11 protein-coding genes are annotated in these 16,683 nt (G+C 70.6%); 7 read left to right on the top strand and 4 right to left on the bottom strand.

The genetic code is table 11. The annotated features are described in order from the left end of the window. The first annotated feature begins 65 nt into the window (after positions 1–65). Positions 66–1,022 (top strand): PD-(D/E)XK nuclease family protein, encoded by a 957-nt coding sequence (locus AB0898_RS04890; protein ID WP_366801400.1) that lies wholly within the window; start codon positions 66–68, stop codon positions 1,020–1,022. A gap of 15 nt (positions 1,023–1,037) precedes the next feature. Continuing rightward, complete coding sequence (locus AB0898_RS04885) at positions 1,038–1,712, top strand: response regulator transcription factor (protein WP_199585922.1); 675 nt, start codon at positions 1,038–1,040, stop codon at positions 1,710–1,712. Between the two features lie 96 nt (positions 1,713–1,808). Here AB0898_RS04885 and AB0898_RS04880 read toward each other — a convergent pair whose 3' ends face one another. From AB0898_RS04880 to metH, 4 genes are all read right to left on the bottom strand, one after another. Then, entirely contained in the window at positions 1,809–3,389 is a 1,581-nt protein-coding gene (locus AB0898_RS04880; RefSeq protein ID WP_366801399.1) for an ABC transporter substrate-binding protein, read from the bottom strand. 62 nt (positions 3,390–3,451) lie between these two features. Beyond that, positions 3,452–5,056, bottom strand: a complete 1,605-nt coding sequence (locus AB0898_RS04875; RefSeq protein ID WP_366801398.1) for an ABC transporter substrate-binding protein — start codon at positions 5,054–5,056, stop codon at positions 3,452–3,454. Between the two features lie 371 nt (positions 5,057–5,427). After that, positions 5,428–6,150 (bottom strand): HAD family phosphatase, encoded by a 723-nt coding sequence (locus AB0898_RS04870; protein WP_366801397.1) that lies wholly within the window; start codon positions 6,148–6,150, stop codon positions 5,428–5,430. A 195-nt stretch (positions 6,151–6,345) separates the two neighbouring features. Further along, the gene (gene metH, locus AB0898_RS04865) at positions 6,346–9,861 is read right to left on the bottom strand and encodes a methionine synthase (protein WP_366801396.1); all 3,516 of its coding nucleotides are present in this window, start codon (positions 9,859–9,861) and stop codon (positions 6,346–6,348) included. 318 nt (positions 9,862–10,179) lie between these two features. Here metH and AB0898_RS04860 point away from each other — a divergent pair, with 318 nt between their 5' ends. The 5 genes from AB0898_RS04860 to AB0898_RS04840 all read left to right on the top strand — a co-directional run bounded on the left by AB0898_RS04860 (position 10,180) and on the right by AB0898_RS04840 (position 16,565). Then, on the top strand, positions 10,180–10,944 hold the full coding sequence (locus tag AB0898_RS04860; RefSeq protein ID WP_366801395.1) for an IclR family transcriptional regulator: 765 nt from the start codon (positions 10,180–10,182) through the stop codon (positions 10,942–10,944). A gap of 366 nt (positions 10,945–11,310) precedes the next feature. Next, on the top strand, positions 11,311–12,102 hold the full coding sequence (locus AB0898_RS04855; RefSeq protein WP_366801394.1) for an MIP/aquaporin family protein: 792 nt from the start codon (positions 11,311–11,313) through the stop codon (positions 12,100–12,102). A 97-nt stretch (positions 12,103–12,199) separates the two neighbouring features. Then, positions 12,200–13,738, top strand: a complete 1,539-nt coding sequence (gene glpK / locus AB0898_RS04850; RefSeq protein WP_366801393.1) for a glycerol kinase GlpK — start codon at positions 12,200–12,202, stop codon at positions 13,736–13,738. 52 nt (positions 13,739–13,790) lie between these two features. Further along, positions 13,791–15,407: a glycerol-3-phosphate dehydrogenase/oxidase gene (locus AB0898_RS04845; RefSeq protein ID WP_366801391.1), complete on the top strand. Its 1,617-nt coding sequence runs from the start codon at positions 13,791–13,793 to the stop codon at positions 15,405–15,407. 162 nt (positions 15,408–15,569) lie between these two features. Next, positions 15,570–16,565: a PAC2 family protein gene (locus AB0898_RS04840; RefSeq protein WP_366801390.1), complete on the top strand. Its 996-nt coding sequence runs from the start codon at positions 15,570–15,572 to the stop codon at positions 16,563–16,565. Positions 16,566–16,683 lie beyond the last annotated feature (118 nt).

Raw genomic sequence — 16,683 nt, 5'->3', positions numbered from 1 at the left:
CCGGGCCGCCGGTGACGCCGGCGGGAGTGGGTCACTGTCAGTGGGGGGCCTTATGGTCTGTGGTCATGGACAGCAGCAGTGAGGACTCGGGGACGGCACCGGTGTGCGCGACGGTGCCCCTGCCGGCGCAGGCCGGTGACATCACGAACGCGGCGGGGGCCCGGCGTGCCCCGGCGGCGCCCTCGTCGCTGTCGCCGTCGCGGGCGAGTGACTTCATGCAGTGTCCGCTGCTGTACCGGTTCCGGGTGATCGACCGGCTGCCGGAGAAGCCGAGCGAGGCGGCGACGCGGGGCACGCTGGTGCACGCGGTGCTGGAGCGGCTCTTCGACGCTCCGGCGGTGGAGCGTACGGCGCCCCGGGCGAAGGCGCTGGTGCCGGGGCAGTGGGAGCGGCTGCGGGAGAGCCGGCCGGAGATCGGTGAGCTGTTCGCGGACGATCCGGAGGGCGAGCGGCTGGCGCGCTGGCTGGGCGAGGCGGAGCGGCTGGTGGAGCGCTGGTTCACGCTGGAGGATCCGACGCGTCTCGAGCCCGCCGAGCGGGAGATGTTCGTGGAGGCGGAGCTGGAGTCGGGGCTGCGGCTGCGCGGGATCATCGACCGGGTGGATGTGGCGCCGAGCGGTGATGTGCGGATCGTCGACTACAAGACGGGCAAGGCGCCCCGGCCGGAGTACGCCGAGGGCGCGCTGTTCCAGATGAAGTTCTACGCGCTGGTGGTGTGGCGGCTGAAGCAGGTCGTGCCGCGGCGGCTCCAGCTGGTGTATCTGGGCAGCGGGGACGTGCTGACGTACGACCCGGTGCCGGGGGATCTGGAGCGGATGGAGCGGCGGCTGCTGGCGCTGTGGGAGGCGATCTCGCGGGCGACGGAGACGGGTGAGTGGCGGCCGCGCCCGACGAAGCTGTGCGGCTGGTGCGACCACCAGGCGTGCTGTCCGGAGTTCGGTGGTACTCCCCCGCCGTATCCGCTGCCGGTGAGGGCGGCGGAGTCCGGGGCGGGGACGTTGGGCAGAATGGGGTCCGACTAGCGAAGGAGTTGTCACGTGGCGATCCGTGTCCTGCTGGTGGACGACCAGCCGCTGTTGCGTACGGGCTTCCGGATGATCCTGGAGGCCGAGCCGGACATCGCGGTCGTCGGTGAGGCCGGGGACGGTCTGCAGGCTCTCGACCAGGTGCGCGCGCTGCAGCCGGATGTGGTCCTGATGGACATCCGTATGCCCCGGATGGACGGGGTGGAGGCGACGCGTCAGATCACCGGTCCGGGCCGGGACGGTCCGGCGAAGGTGCTGGTGCTGACCACGTTCGATCTGGACGAGTACGTGGTGGAGGCGCTCAGGGCGGGGGCGAGCGGCTTTCTGCTGAAGGACGCCCCGGCGAACGAGCTGGTGCAGGCGATCCGGGTGGTGGCGGCGGGTGAGGCGATGCTGGCGCCGAGCATCACGCGCCGGCTGCTGGACAAGTACGCGACGCATCTGCCCTCGGGCGAGGAGCCGGTGCGGGACACGCTGCACACGCTGACGGACCGTGAGGTCGAGGTGCTGAAGCTGGTGGCGCGGGGGCTGTCGAACGCGGAGATCGCGGCGGATCTGTTCGTCAGCGAGACGACGGTGAAGACGCATGTGGGGCATGTGCTGACGAAGCTGGGGCTGCGCGACCGGGTGCAGGCGGCGGTGTACGCGTACGAGAGCGGGCTGGTGCGTCCGGGGGCGCAGCAGTAGCGGCGGCGGGTACGACGGCGAAGGGCGCCCTTCCTGGTGGAGGGGCGCCCTTGGTGTGTCCGGCGCGTGGTGGCCGGCGGGTCGTCAGGCGGGGCGTCAGCTCTTGCTGAGTTCCCAGAACCGGAAGACGGTGGAGGCGTCGAGGCAGTATTCGAGGCCGTAGACGCCGTCGCGGACGACGGCGTACTGCTTGCCCTGCCAGACGGGCAGGACGGGGATCTGCTGGGCGACGATGTCCTGGAGTTCCGCGAAGGAGTGGTCGGTGGCGGTGCGGTCGCTCTGGGCGGCGGTGCCGGGGATCAGGGTGCGGGTGATCCTGCTGTTGTCGTAGTGGTTGTCGAGGACGTTGCCCTTGCCGAAGAAGGGTGCGGTGAAGTTGTCGGCGTCGGGGTAGTCGGGCACCCAGCCCTTGACGTAGACGCCGTACTTTCCGGCGGCTATGTCCTTCTCGTACTGGTCGTAGGCGACGGACTTGACGTCGGCTTCGAAGAGGCCGCTGGCGTTGAGCTGGGCGGCAAGCGCCTTGAGTTCGGCGTCGGTGGCGGGGCCGTAGCGGACCGGGGTGGACCAGAGGGTGAGCTTGACCTTGCCGGTGATGCCGTCGGCGCGCAGGGCCTGGGCGGCCTTGGCCTTGGAGGGGCGCTCGCCGTAGCTGTCGAAGAAGGCGGTGTTGTGGCCCATGATGCCGGCCGGGATGATCGAGTAGAGCGGGGTGGCGGTGTTCTTGTAGACGTCGCGCATGAGGGCGTCGCGGTCGATGAGGTACGCCATGGCCTTGCGGACGCCGAGCTTTCCGGCGACGGGGTTCTTCATGTTGAAGACGAGGTGCTGGACCTCGGCGCTGCTGCCCTCGACGACGTCGATGCCCTTGGTGCCGTCCTGCTTGTCGATGCCGTCGATGTCGGCGGCGCTCAGGCCGCGGTAGGCGATGTCGACGGAGCCGCCGAGGAGGGCCTTCTTCAGCTCGGCCTGGTTGCCGTGGAAGAACTTGAGGGTGACGCCCGCGTTCTTGACGTCGGCGGTGCCCTTGTAGCGGGAGTTGACGGAGAAGACCGCCTGGCCCTTGTCGAAGGAGTCGAGCGTGTAGGGGCCGGAGCCGATGGCCTTGTGGTCGCCGCGCAGCCGGTCCGCCGGGTACTGGCGGTGGTCGACGATGGATCCGGCGCCGGAGGCCACCTTGCTGGGGAAGGTGGCGTCGGGGACGGTGAGGTGGAAGACGACGGTGTGCTCGTCGGGGGTCTCGATCTTGCCGAGCGAGGGGAACATGACGGCGGGGCCGCCCGCGTCGTTGATCTTCAGCATCCGGTCGAAGGAGAACTTGACGTCCTCGGAGGTGAGCGAGTCGCCGTTGCTGAACTTCAGGCCGTCCTTCAGCTCGCACTTGAAGACGGTGGCCCGGGTGTCGCTGAACCCGCAGGACTTGGCGAGTTCGGGCTCGGGCAGGGTGCCTCCCTTGGGGAAGCTCAGGAGGGACTGGAAGACATTGTCGAACAACAGCCACGAGCCGGGGTCGTAGCCGGAGGCCGGGTCGGTGGCGAGGACGTCGTCGGACATCCCCATCACCACGCGGTGGCCTTCGGTCCCGGAGCCGTCGCCGTTCGTGCCGCAGCCGGTCAACAGGCCGCAGGCCAGCCCCGCCGCGATGGGCAGGACTGGCCAGTGGGTGCGCATGTTCACAGCATGTGCCTTCTCGTCGGGGTCCTCCCGGGGCCGCCGTCCCGGCCCCGGGGAGGGAGCCGTCAGCCGCTCACGCCACGGCCGAGCTCCCACAGCTGAAGCGTCGAGGAGGAGTTCAGGGCGTAGGAGACGCCCGTGATGTCGTCCCGTGCGGCAACGTACTGCTTGCCCTGCCACAGGGGCAGCACGGGGACGTCCTCCGCGACGGTGTCCTGAATGGTCGTCAGGGTCTTGGCCGCGTCCAGCCGGTCCGCCTCGCGGCGGCTCTGCGGGATCAGAGTGCGCTGGATGGTGCTGTTCGTGTAGGGCGAGCCGAGGAAGTTGTCCTTGTCGAGGAAGGGCGCGACGTAGTTGTCGGCGTCGGGGAAGTCGGGGAACCAGCCCATGCCGTAGACGTCGTAGGCGCCCTTCTGCTCCGCGGGGCGGAAGGTGGCCCAGGGGTGGCCCTGGATGCTCACGTCGAACAGGCCGCTGTTGTTGAGCTGCTTCTGCAGGATCTCGAACTCCTGCTTGGTCACCGAGCCGTAGTGGTCGGTGGTGTAGTGCAGCGTCAGCTTGATGGGGGCGGTGACGCCGGCCTTGGTGAGCAGCTCCTTGGCCTTCGGGACGCTCGGGTCGCCGTACTTGTTGAAGAACGAGTTGGAGTGGCCCGCGAGGGTGGCCGGGACGAGCGAGTACAGCGGCTCGGCCTGGGTGCCGTAGACCTTGGAGACGAGCTCGCCGCGGTCGATGACCTGGGCCATGGCCTGGCGGACGGCCTTGTCCTTGACGCTGGTGGCGTTGGTGTTGAACGCCAGGTAGCGGATTTCCAGACCGGGCATGTCGACGAGCTCGGCGTTCTGGTCGGAGCCGGCGTCGAGCTTCTGGATCTGCGACGGCGTCATGGTGCGGGTCATGACGTCGATGTCGCCGTGGTCGAGGGCGACGCCCATGGCCTGCGCGCTGGCGAAGGACCGGATCTCGACCTTGTCGTTGTTGAGGGTGGTGCTGCCCTTGTAGTTCGGGTTCTTCGTGTACGTGGCGCTGACGACCGCGTTGTTCTTGATCTCGGCCTTGAAGGTGTACGGGCCGGAGCCGTCCACCTGGAAGCCGTTGCGCAGCTTGTCGGCGGAGTAGATCTTCGGGTCGACGATGCCCGCGACCGGGGTGGAGAGCTTGTACGGGAAGGTCGCGTCGGCCGTCTTCAGGTGGAAGATGACGTCGCGGTCGCCCTGGGTCTCCACCGTGTCGACGGTGTTGAGCAGGGCGGAGACGCCACTCTCCGCCTTGAGGTGGATGGCGCGGTCGATGGAGAACTTCACGTCCGCGGCGGTGACCGGGTCGCCGTTGGCGAACTTCAGGCCGTCCCGCAGCTTGCAGGCGTAGCGCTCGTTGCCGGAGTCGGTGAAACCGCAGCTCTCGGCGGCCTCCGGGACCGGGTTGCCCTCGCCCTTGGGCTGGGTCATGAGGGTCTGGACGGTCTGGCGGAGGACGTTCCAGGTGCCGACGTCGTACGCGTAGGCGGGGTCGAGCGGCGCGGGGGCGTCCGAGGTGGCCGTGAACTGGTCCGTGGTACCGACGACGATGGGCTTGCCGCCCTGGCTCCCGCTGTCCGATCCACCGCACGCGGCGAGCACCGGCGTAAGCAGGCCGGCCACTGCCGGCAGCACCAGAGTCTTGCGGTTCATGCGGGACTTTCTCCAGAACGTTCGGTTCCGTGGACCCGGCAACGGGGGTGGCGCGGCGGTTCACGGGAGTTGCTGCGATGTTGTCGCGACGACATTAGTCCGCGCCTGCGGAACGGCCGACGAGTGCCCGAGTTGAGGGCTCATCACGCAGTGAAACCGGGTGTGGACGCACCGAAAAACCGACAGCGGCAGGATTGGTGCAATGGATCATCAACTGGGACACAAAGACCGGCCGACCACCCCGCTTTCGGGGTGGTCGGCACACCGGCTCCGTGATGTCCAGACCCTTCGGAGTGGCGAACCTCACAATTCAACTCCGGTGGCCGTCACCGGAATTCGCCGGGTGACGGCCGGGTCGCCGGATCCGCCCGCTACCGACGGTCCGCCAGCAGCCCGCGCAGGAAGGCCAGGTCGACGGCTTCCAGGGAGGTGACGACGGTGCGCCGGTGGGCGGGGGCGATGGGGGCGATGGAGGGCACGGCCACGACGTGGCAGCCCGCGGCCTCGGCGGCGGCGACGCCGGTGGCGGTGTCCTCGACGACCGCGCAGCGGGCCGGGTCGGCGCCGAGTCCGGCGGCGGCCAGGAGGTAGGGATCGGGGTGCGGCTTGGTGCGGGAGACCTCGTCGCCGCCGATGGACAGGCTGAAGTGGTGCGGGCCGAGGACGGTCAGCACACGGTCGATGATGCGCCGGTGGGAGGCGGAGACCAGGGCGGTGGGGACGCGGTGCCGGTGGAGTTCGGCGAGGAGGTCGGCGGCGCCGGGCATCAGCGGCAGGGAGCGGCCGATGCGCCGCTCGAAGCCGTCGTTGAGCAGGACGGAGACCTCTTCGAGGGTGATGTCGGCGCCGGTGGCCTCGATGAGGAATCCGGCGCTGCGGGTCATGGGGCCGCCGACGACGACATGTCGCCAGGAGTCGTCGAGGGCGTGGCCGAGGGCGGCGAAGACCTCGACCTCCACGTCCCACCAGAAGCCCTCCGTGTCCACCAGGGTGCCGTCCATGTCCAGCAGGACCGCCTGTAGGGCGTAGTCCTCGGCCGTGGTGGTCTGCGTTGCCCGAGCGGCGGGGCCGGGCACGGGGACTGTACTGGTCATCCGGGCGCACCTCCTTGAGGGACGCGCAGGCCGGCCCCCGGACAGGGAGCCGGCCTGCGATGGACCGACCAGTGTACGACTCCGCGCGGCGAATCGCCTCGTTTATCCGGGGCGCGCCGGGGTACACCGGAAAAGCCCGCGCCGCAGGCCAGGGGGCGTTCCGGCGTGCCCGTCAGCGTCGTCCCGCCCCGTCCGTCAGCGTGCGTTGAAGTACTTCGCCTCAGGGTGGTGGATCACGATCGCGTCCGTGGACTGCTCGGGGTGGAGCTGGAACTCCTCGCTCAGGTGGACACCGATGCGCTCGGGTTCGAGCAGTGTGGCGATCTTGGCGCGGTCGGCGAGTTCGGGGCAGGCGCCGTAGCCGAGGGAGAAGCGGGCGCCGCGGTACTTGAGGGCGAACATGTCTTCGATCTCGTTCGGGTCCTCGCCCGCGAAGCCCAGCTCCGAACGCACGCGCGCGTGCCAGTACTCGGCCAGCGCTTCGGCCAACTGCACGGACAGGCCGTGGAGTTCGAGGTACTCGCGGTAGGCGTCGGCGGCGAAGAGGCGGGCGGTCTCCTCGCCGATGCGGGAGCCGACGGTGACGACCTGGAGGCCGACGACGTCGGTCTCCCCCGACTCCTCCGGGCGGAAGAAGTCGGCGAGGCAGAGCCTGCGGCCCCGGCGCTGGCGCGGGAAGGTGAAGCGGGTGCGTTCGTTGCCGCGCTCGTCCAGGATGATGAGGTCGTCGTCCTTGGAGACGCAGGGGAAGTAGCCGTACACCACGGCGGCTTCGAGCAGGTTCTCGGTCTGGAGCCGGTCGAGGAGGCCGCGCAGCCGGGGGCGGCCCTCGGTCTCCACCAGCTCCTCGTAGGTCGGGCCGTCTCCGGCGCGGGCCTGCTTCAGGCCCCACTGGCCCTTGAAGAGGGCGCCCTCGTCCAGCCAGGACGCGTACTCCTTGAGCTGGATGCCCTTGACGACGCGGGTGCCCCAGAAGGGCGGAGCGGGGACGGGGTTGTCGGTGGCGACGTCGGAGCGGACGTGGCCCTCCTCGGGCCGCTCCTCGACCTCCACGGCGGCCGTGGCCCGGACCCGGCGCTGCTTCAGCTCGGGCAGCTTGGCGCCGGGGACGCCGCGCTTGACGCCGATCAGGGCGTCCATGAGGCGCAGTCCCTCGAAGGCGTCGCGGGCGTAGCGGACCTCGCCCTCGTAGATCTCGTGCAGGTCCTGTTCGACGTAGGCGCGGGTGAGGGCGGCGCCGCCGAGGATGACGGGGTAGTCGGCGGCGAGGCCGCGCTGGTTCAGCTCCTCCAGGTTCTCCTTCATGATCACGGTGGACTTGACCAGGAGGCCGGACATGCCGATGACGTCGGCGCGGTGTTCCGCGGCGGCGTCCAGGATCGCGGAGACGGGCTGCTTGATGCCGAGGTTGACGACGTTGTAGCCGTTGTTGGACAGGATGATGTCGACGAGGTTCTTGCCGATGTCGTGGACGTCGCCGCGGACGGTGGCGAGCACGATGGTGCCCTTGCCCTCGGCGTCCGACTTCTCCATGTGCGGTTCCAGATGGGCGACCGCGGTCTTCATGACCTCGGCGGACTGGAGGACGAACGGCAGCTGCATCTGGCCGGAGCCGAACAGCTCGCCGACGACCTTCATGCCGTCCAGGAGGGTGTCGTTGACGATGTCGAGGGCGGGGCGGTCCTGGAGTGCCGCGTCCAGGTCCTGTTCCAGACCGTTGCGTTCGCCGTCGATGATGCGGCGCTTGAGGCGCTCCTCCAGCGGCAGGGCGGCCAGTTCCTCGGCCTTGCCGGCCTTGAGGGACTTGGCGGTGGCGCCCTCGAACAGCGCCATCAGCTTCTGGAGGGGGTCGTAGCCCTCGGCGCGGCGGTCGTGGATGAGGTCGAGGGCGGTCCGCACCTCTTCCTCGCTGAAGCGGGCGATGGGCAGGATCTTGGAGGCGTGGACGATGGCGGAGTCCAGGCCGGCCTTGACGCACTCGTCCAGGAAGACGGAGTTGAGCAGGATGCGGGCGGCCGGGTTGAGGCCGAAGGAGATGTTGGACAGGCCGAGGGTGGTCTGCACGTCCGGGTGACGCCGCTTCAGTTCGCGGATGGCCTCGATGGTGGCGATGCCGTCTCCGCGGGACTCCTCCTGGCCGGTGCAGATGGTGAAGGTGAGGGTGTCGACGAGGATGTCCTCCTCGCGGATGCCCCAGTTCCCGGTGAGGTCGTCGATGAGCCGTTCGGCGATCTCGACCTTCTTCTCGGGGGTGCGGGCCTGGCCCTCCTCGTCGATGGTGAGCGCGATCAGTGCGGCGCCGTGCTCCCGGGCGAGCCGGGTGACCTTGGCGAAGCGGGACTCGGGGCCGTCGCCGTCCTCGTAGTTGACGGAGTTGATGACCGCGCGGCCGCCGAGCTTCTCCAGGCCGGCCTGGAGGACGTCGACCTCGGTGGAGTCGAGGACGATCGGCAGGGTGGAGGCGGTGGCGAAGCGTCCGGCCAGTTCGGCCATGTCGGTGACGCCGTCGCGGCCGACGTAGTCCACGCACAGGTCGAGCATGTGGGCGCCCTCGCGGATCTGCTCGCGCGCCAGCTCCACGCAGTCGTCCCAGCGGCCCTCCAGCATGGCCTCGCGGAACTTCTTGGAGCCGTTGGCGTTGGTGCGCTCGCCGATGGCCAGGTAGGAGGTGTCCTGACGGAACGGCACCGACTGGTAGAGCGAGGCGGCGCCGGGCTCGGGGCGCGGGCTGCGCTCGGTGGGGGTGAGGTCCCGGACGCGCTCGACGACCTGGCGCAGATGCTCGGGGGTGGTGCCGCAGCAGCCGCCGACGAGCGAGAGGCCGTACTCGCGGACGAAGGTCTCCTGGGCGTCGGCCAGTTCCGGCGCGGTGAGCGGGTAGTGGGCGCCGTCCTTGCCGAGGACGGGCAGGCCCGCGTTGGGCATGCAGGACAGCGGGATGCGGGCGTTGCGGGCGAGGTGGCGCAGGTGCTCGCTCATCTCGGCGGGGCCGGTGGCGCAGTTCAGCCCGATCATGTCGATGCCGAGCGGTTCGAGCGCGGTGAGCGCGGCGCCGATCTCGGAGCCGAGCAGCATGGTGCCGGTGGTCTCGACGGTGACGGAGACGATGACGGGCAGGTCCAGGCCGAGGGCGTCCAGGCCGCGCCGGGCGCCGAGGACGGCGGCCTTGGTCTGGAGGAGGTCCTGGGTGGTCTCGATCAGCAGGGCGTCGGCGCCGCCGGTGACCAGACCCTCGGCGTTGCGCTGGTAGGCGTCGCGCAGGGTGGTGTACGGGGCGTGGCCGAGGGTGGGCAGCTTGGTGCCGGGGCCGATGGAGCCGAGGACCCAGCGGGGGCGCCCGTCGCTCGCGGTGTACTCGTCGGCGACCTCGCGGGCGACGCGGGCGCCGGACTCGGACAGTTCGTGGACGCGCTCGGGGATGTCGTACTCGCCGAGGGCGGAGTGGTTGGCGCCGAAGGTGTTGGTCTCGACGCAGTCGACGCCGACGGCGAAGTAGGCGTCGTGGACCGAACGGACGATGTCGGGGCGGGTGAGATTGAGGATCTCGTTGCAGCCTTCGAGCTGCTGGAAGTCGTCGAGCGTGGGCTCCTGGGCCTGGAGCATGGTGCCCATCGCTCCGTCGGCGACCACCACGCGGGTGGCGAGTGCCTCTCGGAGCGCGGACACACGGGTCCGGAGGTCGGCGTGCGGGGACGTCGGCGACGAGGCCATGAAGGGGCTCCCTGGGATGCGACGGCTGTCGGCTATGCGCCCTGCGCCGGCGAGCCGGGCGAGGGGCACGGCGTCAGACTAACCGCCGGTGGGCTTGGATGGGCACCGGCGTCCACCACACGGACGCGGACGGCGGAACCGGTCCCTCCGGGAAGCGCGACCGGGTCCGCGCGCCGTGCCGGTACGGCGCGGTCATTGGCGGGAGGTCGGCATGGACCGGTAGTGTTCGGCATTGTCGAACGATGCCTGAGGTGTCACCCGCAGAGTCACCCGAGGTGTCGCCCGACGGCGGCCGGAGCGGACGGAGGTAGGACGGGGATGGCACGGAACATCCAGTCGCTCGAACGGGCGGCCGCGATGCTGCGGCTGCTCGCGGGCGGCGAGCGGCGGCTCGGCCTGTCGGACATCGCCTCGTCGCTGGGCCTGGCCAAGGGCACGGCGCACGGCATCCTGCGCACCCTCCAGCACGAGGGCTTCGTCGAGCAGGACGAGGCGTCGGGGCGCTACCAGCTGGGCGCGGAGCTGCTGCGGCTGGGCACCACCTATCTGGACGTGCACGAGCTGCGGGCCCGCGCGCTGGTGTGGACCGACGATCTGGCCCGCTCCAGCGGCGAGAGCGTCCACCTGGGCGTGCTGCACCAGCAGGGCGTGCTGATCGTGCACCACGTCTTCCGGCCCGACGACAGCCGGCAGGTGCTGGAGATCGGCGCCATGCAGCCGCTGCACTCCACGGCGCTCGGCAAGGTGCTCGCCGCGTACGACCCGGTGGCCCACAGCGAGGCCCTGGAGGCCCCGCGCAAGTCCTTCACCGACCGTACGGTGTGCGGCGCCGGGGACTTCGAGCACATCCTCGACCTCACGCGCGCCCGGGGTTACGCGGCCGACGTGGAGGAGACCTGGGAGGGCATGGCGTCCATCGCCGCCCCCATCCACGACCGCCGCCGTATGCCGGTCGGCGCGGTCGGCATCACCGGCGCCGTGGAGCGCCTGTGCCGCGAGGGCGAGCTGCGCCCCGAACTGATCGCGGCGGTGCGCGACTGCGCCCGCGCGGTCTCCCGGGACCTGGGCGCGGCCCGCTTCTGAGGCGGGCCCGCGCCCGCCCTGCCGTAGATCACCGCCCGGGCGCGACGGCGCCCAGGGCGGTCACACGCATGCGCGCACGCTCGCGGACGCTCGCGGACGCGCCCTCACGCCCCGCTCCGGCCGCTCCGGGCGATAACCCCCGCCGATCAATAACGATCGCGTTTTCGATTACAGAACCCTTGACGCATGGACGACCCCAAAGCGAGACTCCCGTCCATCGGTCGGCATTGTCGAACACTTACCGGTAATGCGCGTTAGGGTGTGACAGCGCCCAGGACCGACACCGCTCTCACCCCCGAGGGCACGAGAACCCCCGAAGGGACGCGGGGTTCGGCTTTCCCTGGACGAAGGACAAAGGAGTCGCGGGTGTCCAGCTCCGACATCTTCATCGGCGAGACCATCGGTACCGCCATACTCATCCTGCTCGGCGGCGGTGTGTGTGCCGCCGTGACGCTGAAGGCCTCCAAGGCGCGCGGGGCCGGCTGGCTCGCCATCGCCTTCGGGTGGGGTTTCGCCGTTCTGACGGCGGTCTACACCTCCGCGCCCCTCTCCGGCGCACACCTGAACCCGGCGGTGACGCTCGCGCTCGCCATCAAGGACAAGGACTTCGGCAACCTCCCCGTGTACTGGGGCGGTCAGCTGCTCGGCGCGATGATCGGCGCGACGCTGGTCTGGGTGGCGTACTACGGCCAGTTCCACGCCCACCTCACCGACCGGGAGATCGTCGGCGGGCCCGGCGCGCAGGACACGCTCAAGGCGGTCGAGGCCGAGGAGGCGGCCGCGGGGCCGGTCCTGGGCATCTTCTCCACCGGCCCGGAGATCCGGAACGCCGTGCAGAACCTCCTCACGGAGATCATCGGCACCCTGGTGCTGGTGCTCGCGGTCCTCACCCAGGGCCTGAACGAGAAGGGCAACGGTCTCGGCGCCCTGGGCGCCCTGATCACCGCGCTGGTGGTCGTCGGTATCGGTCTCTCGCTCGGCGGCCCGACGGGGTACGCGATCAACCCGGCCCGCGACCTGGGCCCGCGCATCGTGCACGCCCTGCTGCCGCTGCCCAACAAGGGCGGTTCGGACTGGAGCTACGCGTGGATCCCGGTCGTCGGTCCACTGATCGGCGGCGCGATCGCTGCGGGCATCTACAACGTCGCTTTTGCTTGATGAGTAACGGTTTGCCGCAAAAGCGCCGATCATTCGAGTACGCGCCGTACACACCGCACGCACCGCACCCTCACCTCGGATCTCCCAGGAGCACACAGTGACCGACGCCCACACCGCAGGCCCGTTCATCGCGGCGATCGACCAGGGAACGACCTCCTCGCGCTGCATCGTCTTCGACCGGGACGGCCGGATCGTCTCCGTCGACCAGAAGGAGCACGAGCAGATCTTCCCCAAGCCGGGCTGGGTCGAACACGACGCGAACGAGATCTGGACCAACGTCCAGGAGGTCGTCGCCGGAGCCGTCGAGAAGGCCGGCATCACCCGCGACGACATCAAGGCCATCGGCATCACCAACCAGCGCGAGACCACCGTGCTGTGGGACAAGAACACCGGTGAGCCCGTCCACAACGCCATCGTCTGGCAGGACACCCGCACCGACGCCCTCTGCCGGGAGCTGGGCCGCAACGTCGGCCAGGACCGCTTCCGCCGCGAGACCGGGCTGCCGCTGGCCTCCTACTTCGCCGGGCCCAAGGCCCGCTGGCTGCTCGACAACGTCGAGGGCCTGCGCGAGCGCGCCGAGGCCGGCGACATCCTCTTCGGCACCATGGACAGCTGGGTCATCTGGAACCTGACCGGCGGCACGGACGGCGGCAAGCACGTCACCGACGTCACCAACGCCTCGCGCACCATGCTGATGAACCTGCACACCATGGAGTGGGACCCGAAGATCGCCGAGTCCATCGGCGTGCCGCTGGCGATCCTGCCCGAGATCCGCTCCTCCGCCGAGGTCTACGGCGAGGTGACCGGCGGCAGCCTCGGCGAGCTGCTCGGCGGCATCCCGGTGGCCTCCGCGCTCGGCGACCAGCAGGCGGCCCTGTTCGGCCAGACCTGCTTCTCCGAGGGCGAGACCAAGTCCACGTACGGCACCGGCACCTTCATGGTGATGAACACCGGTGAGAAGATCATCAACTCCTACGCCGGTCTGCTGACCACCGTCGGCTACAAGATCGGCGACCAGCCGACGGTGTACGCCCTGGAGGGCTCCATCGCCGTCACCGGCTCGCTGGTGCAGTGGATGCGCGACCAGATGGGCCTCATCTCCACCGCCGCCGAGATCGAGACGCTCGCGCTCTCGGTCGAGGACAACGGCGGCGCCTACTTCGTACCGGCCTTCTCCGGCCTGTTCGCCCCGCACTGGCGCTCCGACGCGCGCGGTGTGATCGCGGGCCTGACCCGGTACGTCACCAAGGCGCACCTCGCGCGCGCCGTCCTGGAGGCCACGGCCTGGCAGACGCGGGAGATCGCGGACGCCATGACCAAGGACTCCGGCGTGGAGCTGACCACGCTCAAGGTGGACGGCGGCATGACCGCGAACAACCTGCTGATGCAGCAGCTCGCGGACGTGCTCGACGCCCCCGTGGTGCGCCCCATGGTCGCCGAGACCACGTGTCTCGGAGCCGCCTACGCCGCCGGTCTCGCCGTCGGCTTCTGGGCCGGCACCGACGAACTGCGCGCCAACTGGCGCCGGGCCGCCGAGTGGACCCCCCGCATGGACGCGGAGACCCGCGACCGTGAGTACAAGAGCTGGCTCAAGGCCGTGGAGCGGACCATGGGCTGGCTCGAAGACGAGAGCTGAGCGGCCTTCAAGGACCGCCCATCCGGCTCTGACGAGGAGTGAAGTACCCGACATGACCAGTCCCACCACCCTGCCGCCCGTACCCACCCTGGGCACGCGCCCCGCCTCCGGGTCCAACCCGAGCCGGGCCGAGACCAGGGAGCAGCTCTCCAGGGCGTCCTACGACCTCCTGGTGATCGGCGGCGGCATCCTCGGCATCTCCACCGCCTGGCACGCCGCGCAGTCCGGGCTCAGGGTGGCGCTGGTCGACGCCGGTGACTTCGCCGGCGCCACCTCCTCCGCCTCCTCCAAGCTGCTCCACGGCGGCCTGCGGTATCTGCAGACCGGCGCGGTGAAGCTGGTGGCGGAGAACCACTTCGAGCGCCGTGCGGTCTCCCGCCAGGTGGCCCCTCACCTGGCGAACCCGCTCACCTTCTACCTCCCGGTGTACAAGGGCGGGCCGCACGGCGCGGCGAAGCTCGGCGCGGGCGTGTTCGCGTACTCGGCGCTCTCCGCGTTCGGGGACGGCGTGGGGCATCTGCTCTCGCCGTCCCGGGCCGCGCGGGACGTGCCCGAGCTGCGCACCGAGAACCTGAAGGCCGTGGCCGTGTACGGCGACGACCAGATGAACGACGCGCGCATGGCGCTCATGACGGTCCGCGCGGCCGTCGATTCGGGCGCGGTCGTCCTCAACCACGCCGAGGTGACGGGGCTGCGCTTCACGCGTGGCCGGGTCACCGGTGCCGAGCTGCGGGACCGGGTGTCGGGCGAGGAGTTCGGGGTGAACGCCCGGCTGGTGCTCAACGCCACCGGGCCCTGGGTCGATCATCTGCGCCGCCTTGAGGACCCGGGTGCGGCGCCGTCGATCCGGCTGTCCAAGGGCGCGCACCTGGTGCTCAAGCGCACCGCGCCCTGGAAGGCCGCGCTGGCGACGCCCATCGACAAGTACCGGATCACCTTCGCCCTCCCCTGGGAGGACATGCTGCTGCTCGGCACGACCGACGAGGAGTACGAGGGCGACCCGGGCGAGGTGTCCGTCACCGAGAAGGACATCGCCCAGATCCTGGACGAGGCCGCGTTCTCGGTGCGGGACAACCAGCTCCGGCGTGAGCTGATGACGTACGCCTTCGCGGGCCTTCGGGTGCTGCCCGGCGGGCCCGGGGACACCGCCAAGGCGAAGCGGGAGACGGTGGTCACCGAGGGCCGGGGCGGGATGCTGTCCGTCGCGGGCGGCAAGTGGACGACGTTCCGGCACATCGGCCGTACGGTCATGAGGAAGCTTCAGGAACTGCCGGGCCATCCGCTCGGCGACGACTTCGAGCCGGTCTCCACGCTGCCCAAGCGGCTGCCGCTGCCCGGTGTGGCCAACCCGCGCGCGGTCGCCCACCGGCTCCTGGTGGACCGTCCGGCGCCGGGGCCGCGCATGGCCGCCGACACCGCCCGGCATCTGGCCACGCACTACGGCTCGCTCGCCTTCGACATCGCCCGCCTCGCCAACGAGCACCCCGAACTCGCCGAGCGCGTCCACCCCGACGCCCCGGAGATCTGGGCGCAGGTGGTGTGGGCCCGCGACCACGAGTGGGCCGAGACGGCGGACGACGTGCTGCGCCGCCGTACCACCCTGACGATCCGCGGCCTGGACACCGAGGAGATACGCGCCGGGGTGCGGGGCCTGCTCGACCAGCGGTAGCCCGCCGGCTCCCCCGGCCCGGCTCACCGCGCGTGCGGGGTGTTCCGGGCCGGGGTTCGGGGCAGTGATCCGTTCAACCCCCGTCCAGGGGGCTGCGGGCGCTCCGGCCGGACGCCGTAAGGTTGGGTGGTCAGGCGAGAGCACGTCGGAAGGAGGCACTGGGTGATCGAGCTGGAGGGTGTTCCCGAGCTGATCGACCCAGTCATGGTGGCCGCGTTCGAGGGCTGGAACGATGCCGGTGACGCCGCCTCCACGGCGGTCGCGCATCTGGAACGCGAGTGGAAGGGCGACGTCTTCGCCGCGCTGGACGCCGAGGACTACTACGACTTCCAGGTCAACCGGCCCACGGTCTTCATGGAGGGCGGCGTACGCAAGATCACCTGGCCGACCACACGGCTGTCGGTGGTCCGGGTCGGCGGTGACAAGCCCCGTGACCTGGTGCTGGTGCGCGGTATCGAGCCGTCGATGCGCTGGCGCTCGTTCTGCAACGAACTCCTCGGTTTCGCCCATGAGCTGGGCGTGGAGCTGGTGGTGATCCTGGGCGCGCTGCTCGGCGACACCCCGCACACCCGGCCGGTCCCGGTCAGCGGGGTGACCTCGGACGGGGAGCTGGCGCGCCGGATGGACCTGGAGGAGACGAAGTACGAGGGTCCGACGGGCATCGTCGGTGTCCTCCAGGAGGCCTGCACGCACGCCGGGGTGCCGGCGGTGTCGCTGTGGGCGGCGGTGCCGCACTACGTGTCGCAGCCGCCCAACCCGAAGGCGACCCTGGCGCTGCTCAACCGTCTTGAGGATCTGCTGGACCTGCGCATCCCGCAGGGTGAGCTGCCCGAGGACGCGCGTGCCTGGCAGGTGGGCGTGGACCAGCTGGCGGCCGAGGACAGCGAGGTCTCGGAGTACGTGCAGACGCTGGAGCAGGCGCGGGACACCGCCGAGCTGCCGGAGGCGTCCGGCGAGGCGATCGCCCGCGAGTTCGAGCGCTATCTGCGCCGGCGCGACGTCCCGCCGGGCGGGCACGCCACGGCGGACGGCTCGGACGGCGGGCCCTTCCGGCGGGACGCGCCGAGCGGCCGGACCCGGCCGCCCAAGCCGCCGAAGCCGGAGGCGCCGGGCGCGTCGTCGGAGGGCGGCGAGGACGCGGACGGCTCGGAGGACTGAGCGCCTTCGCTTCGTGGAGGCGGTCATGCCAGTGGGGGGGGGGCCGGCCGGGGGGGGGGCCCCGGTAGTGTTGGTTTGGCTGGGCGGGGGGTTGGGCGCGCCCCACCGCGCCGGGGAC

It is taken from the genome of Streptomyces sp. NPDC005435, from assembly GCF_040703155.1.
Lineage (GTDB): Bacteria > Actinomycetota > Actinomycetes > Streptomycetales > Streptomycetaceae > Streptomyces.
This window is presented reverse-complemented; position numbering and strand designations above follow the sequence as displayed.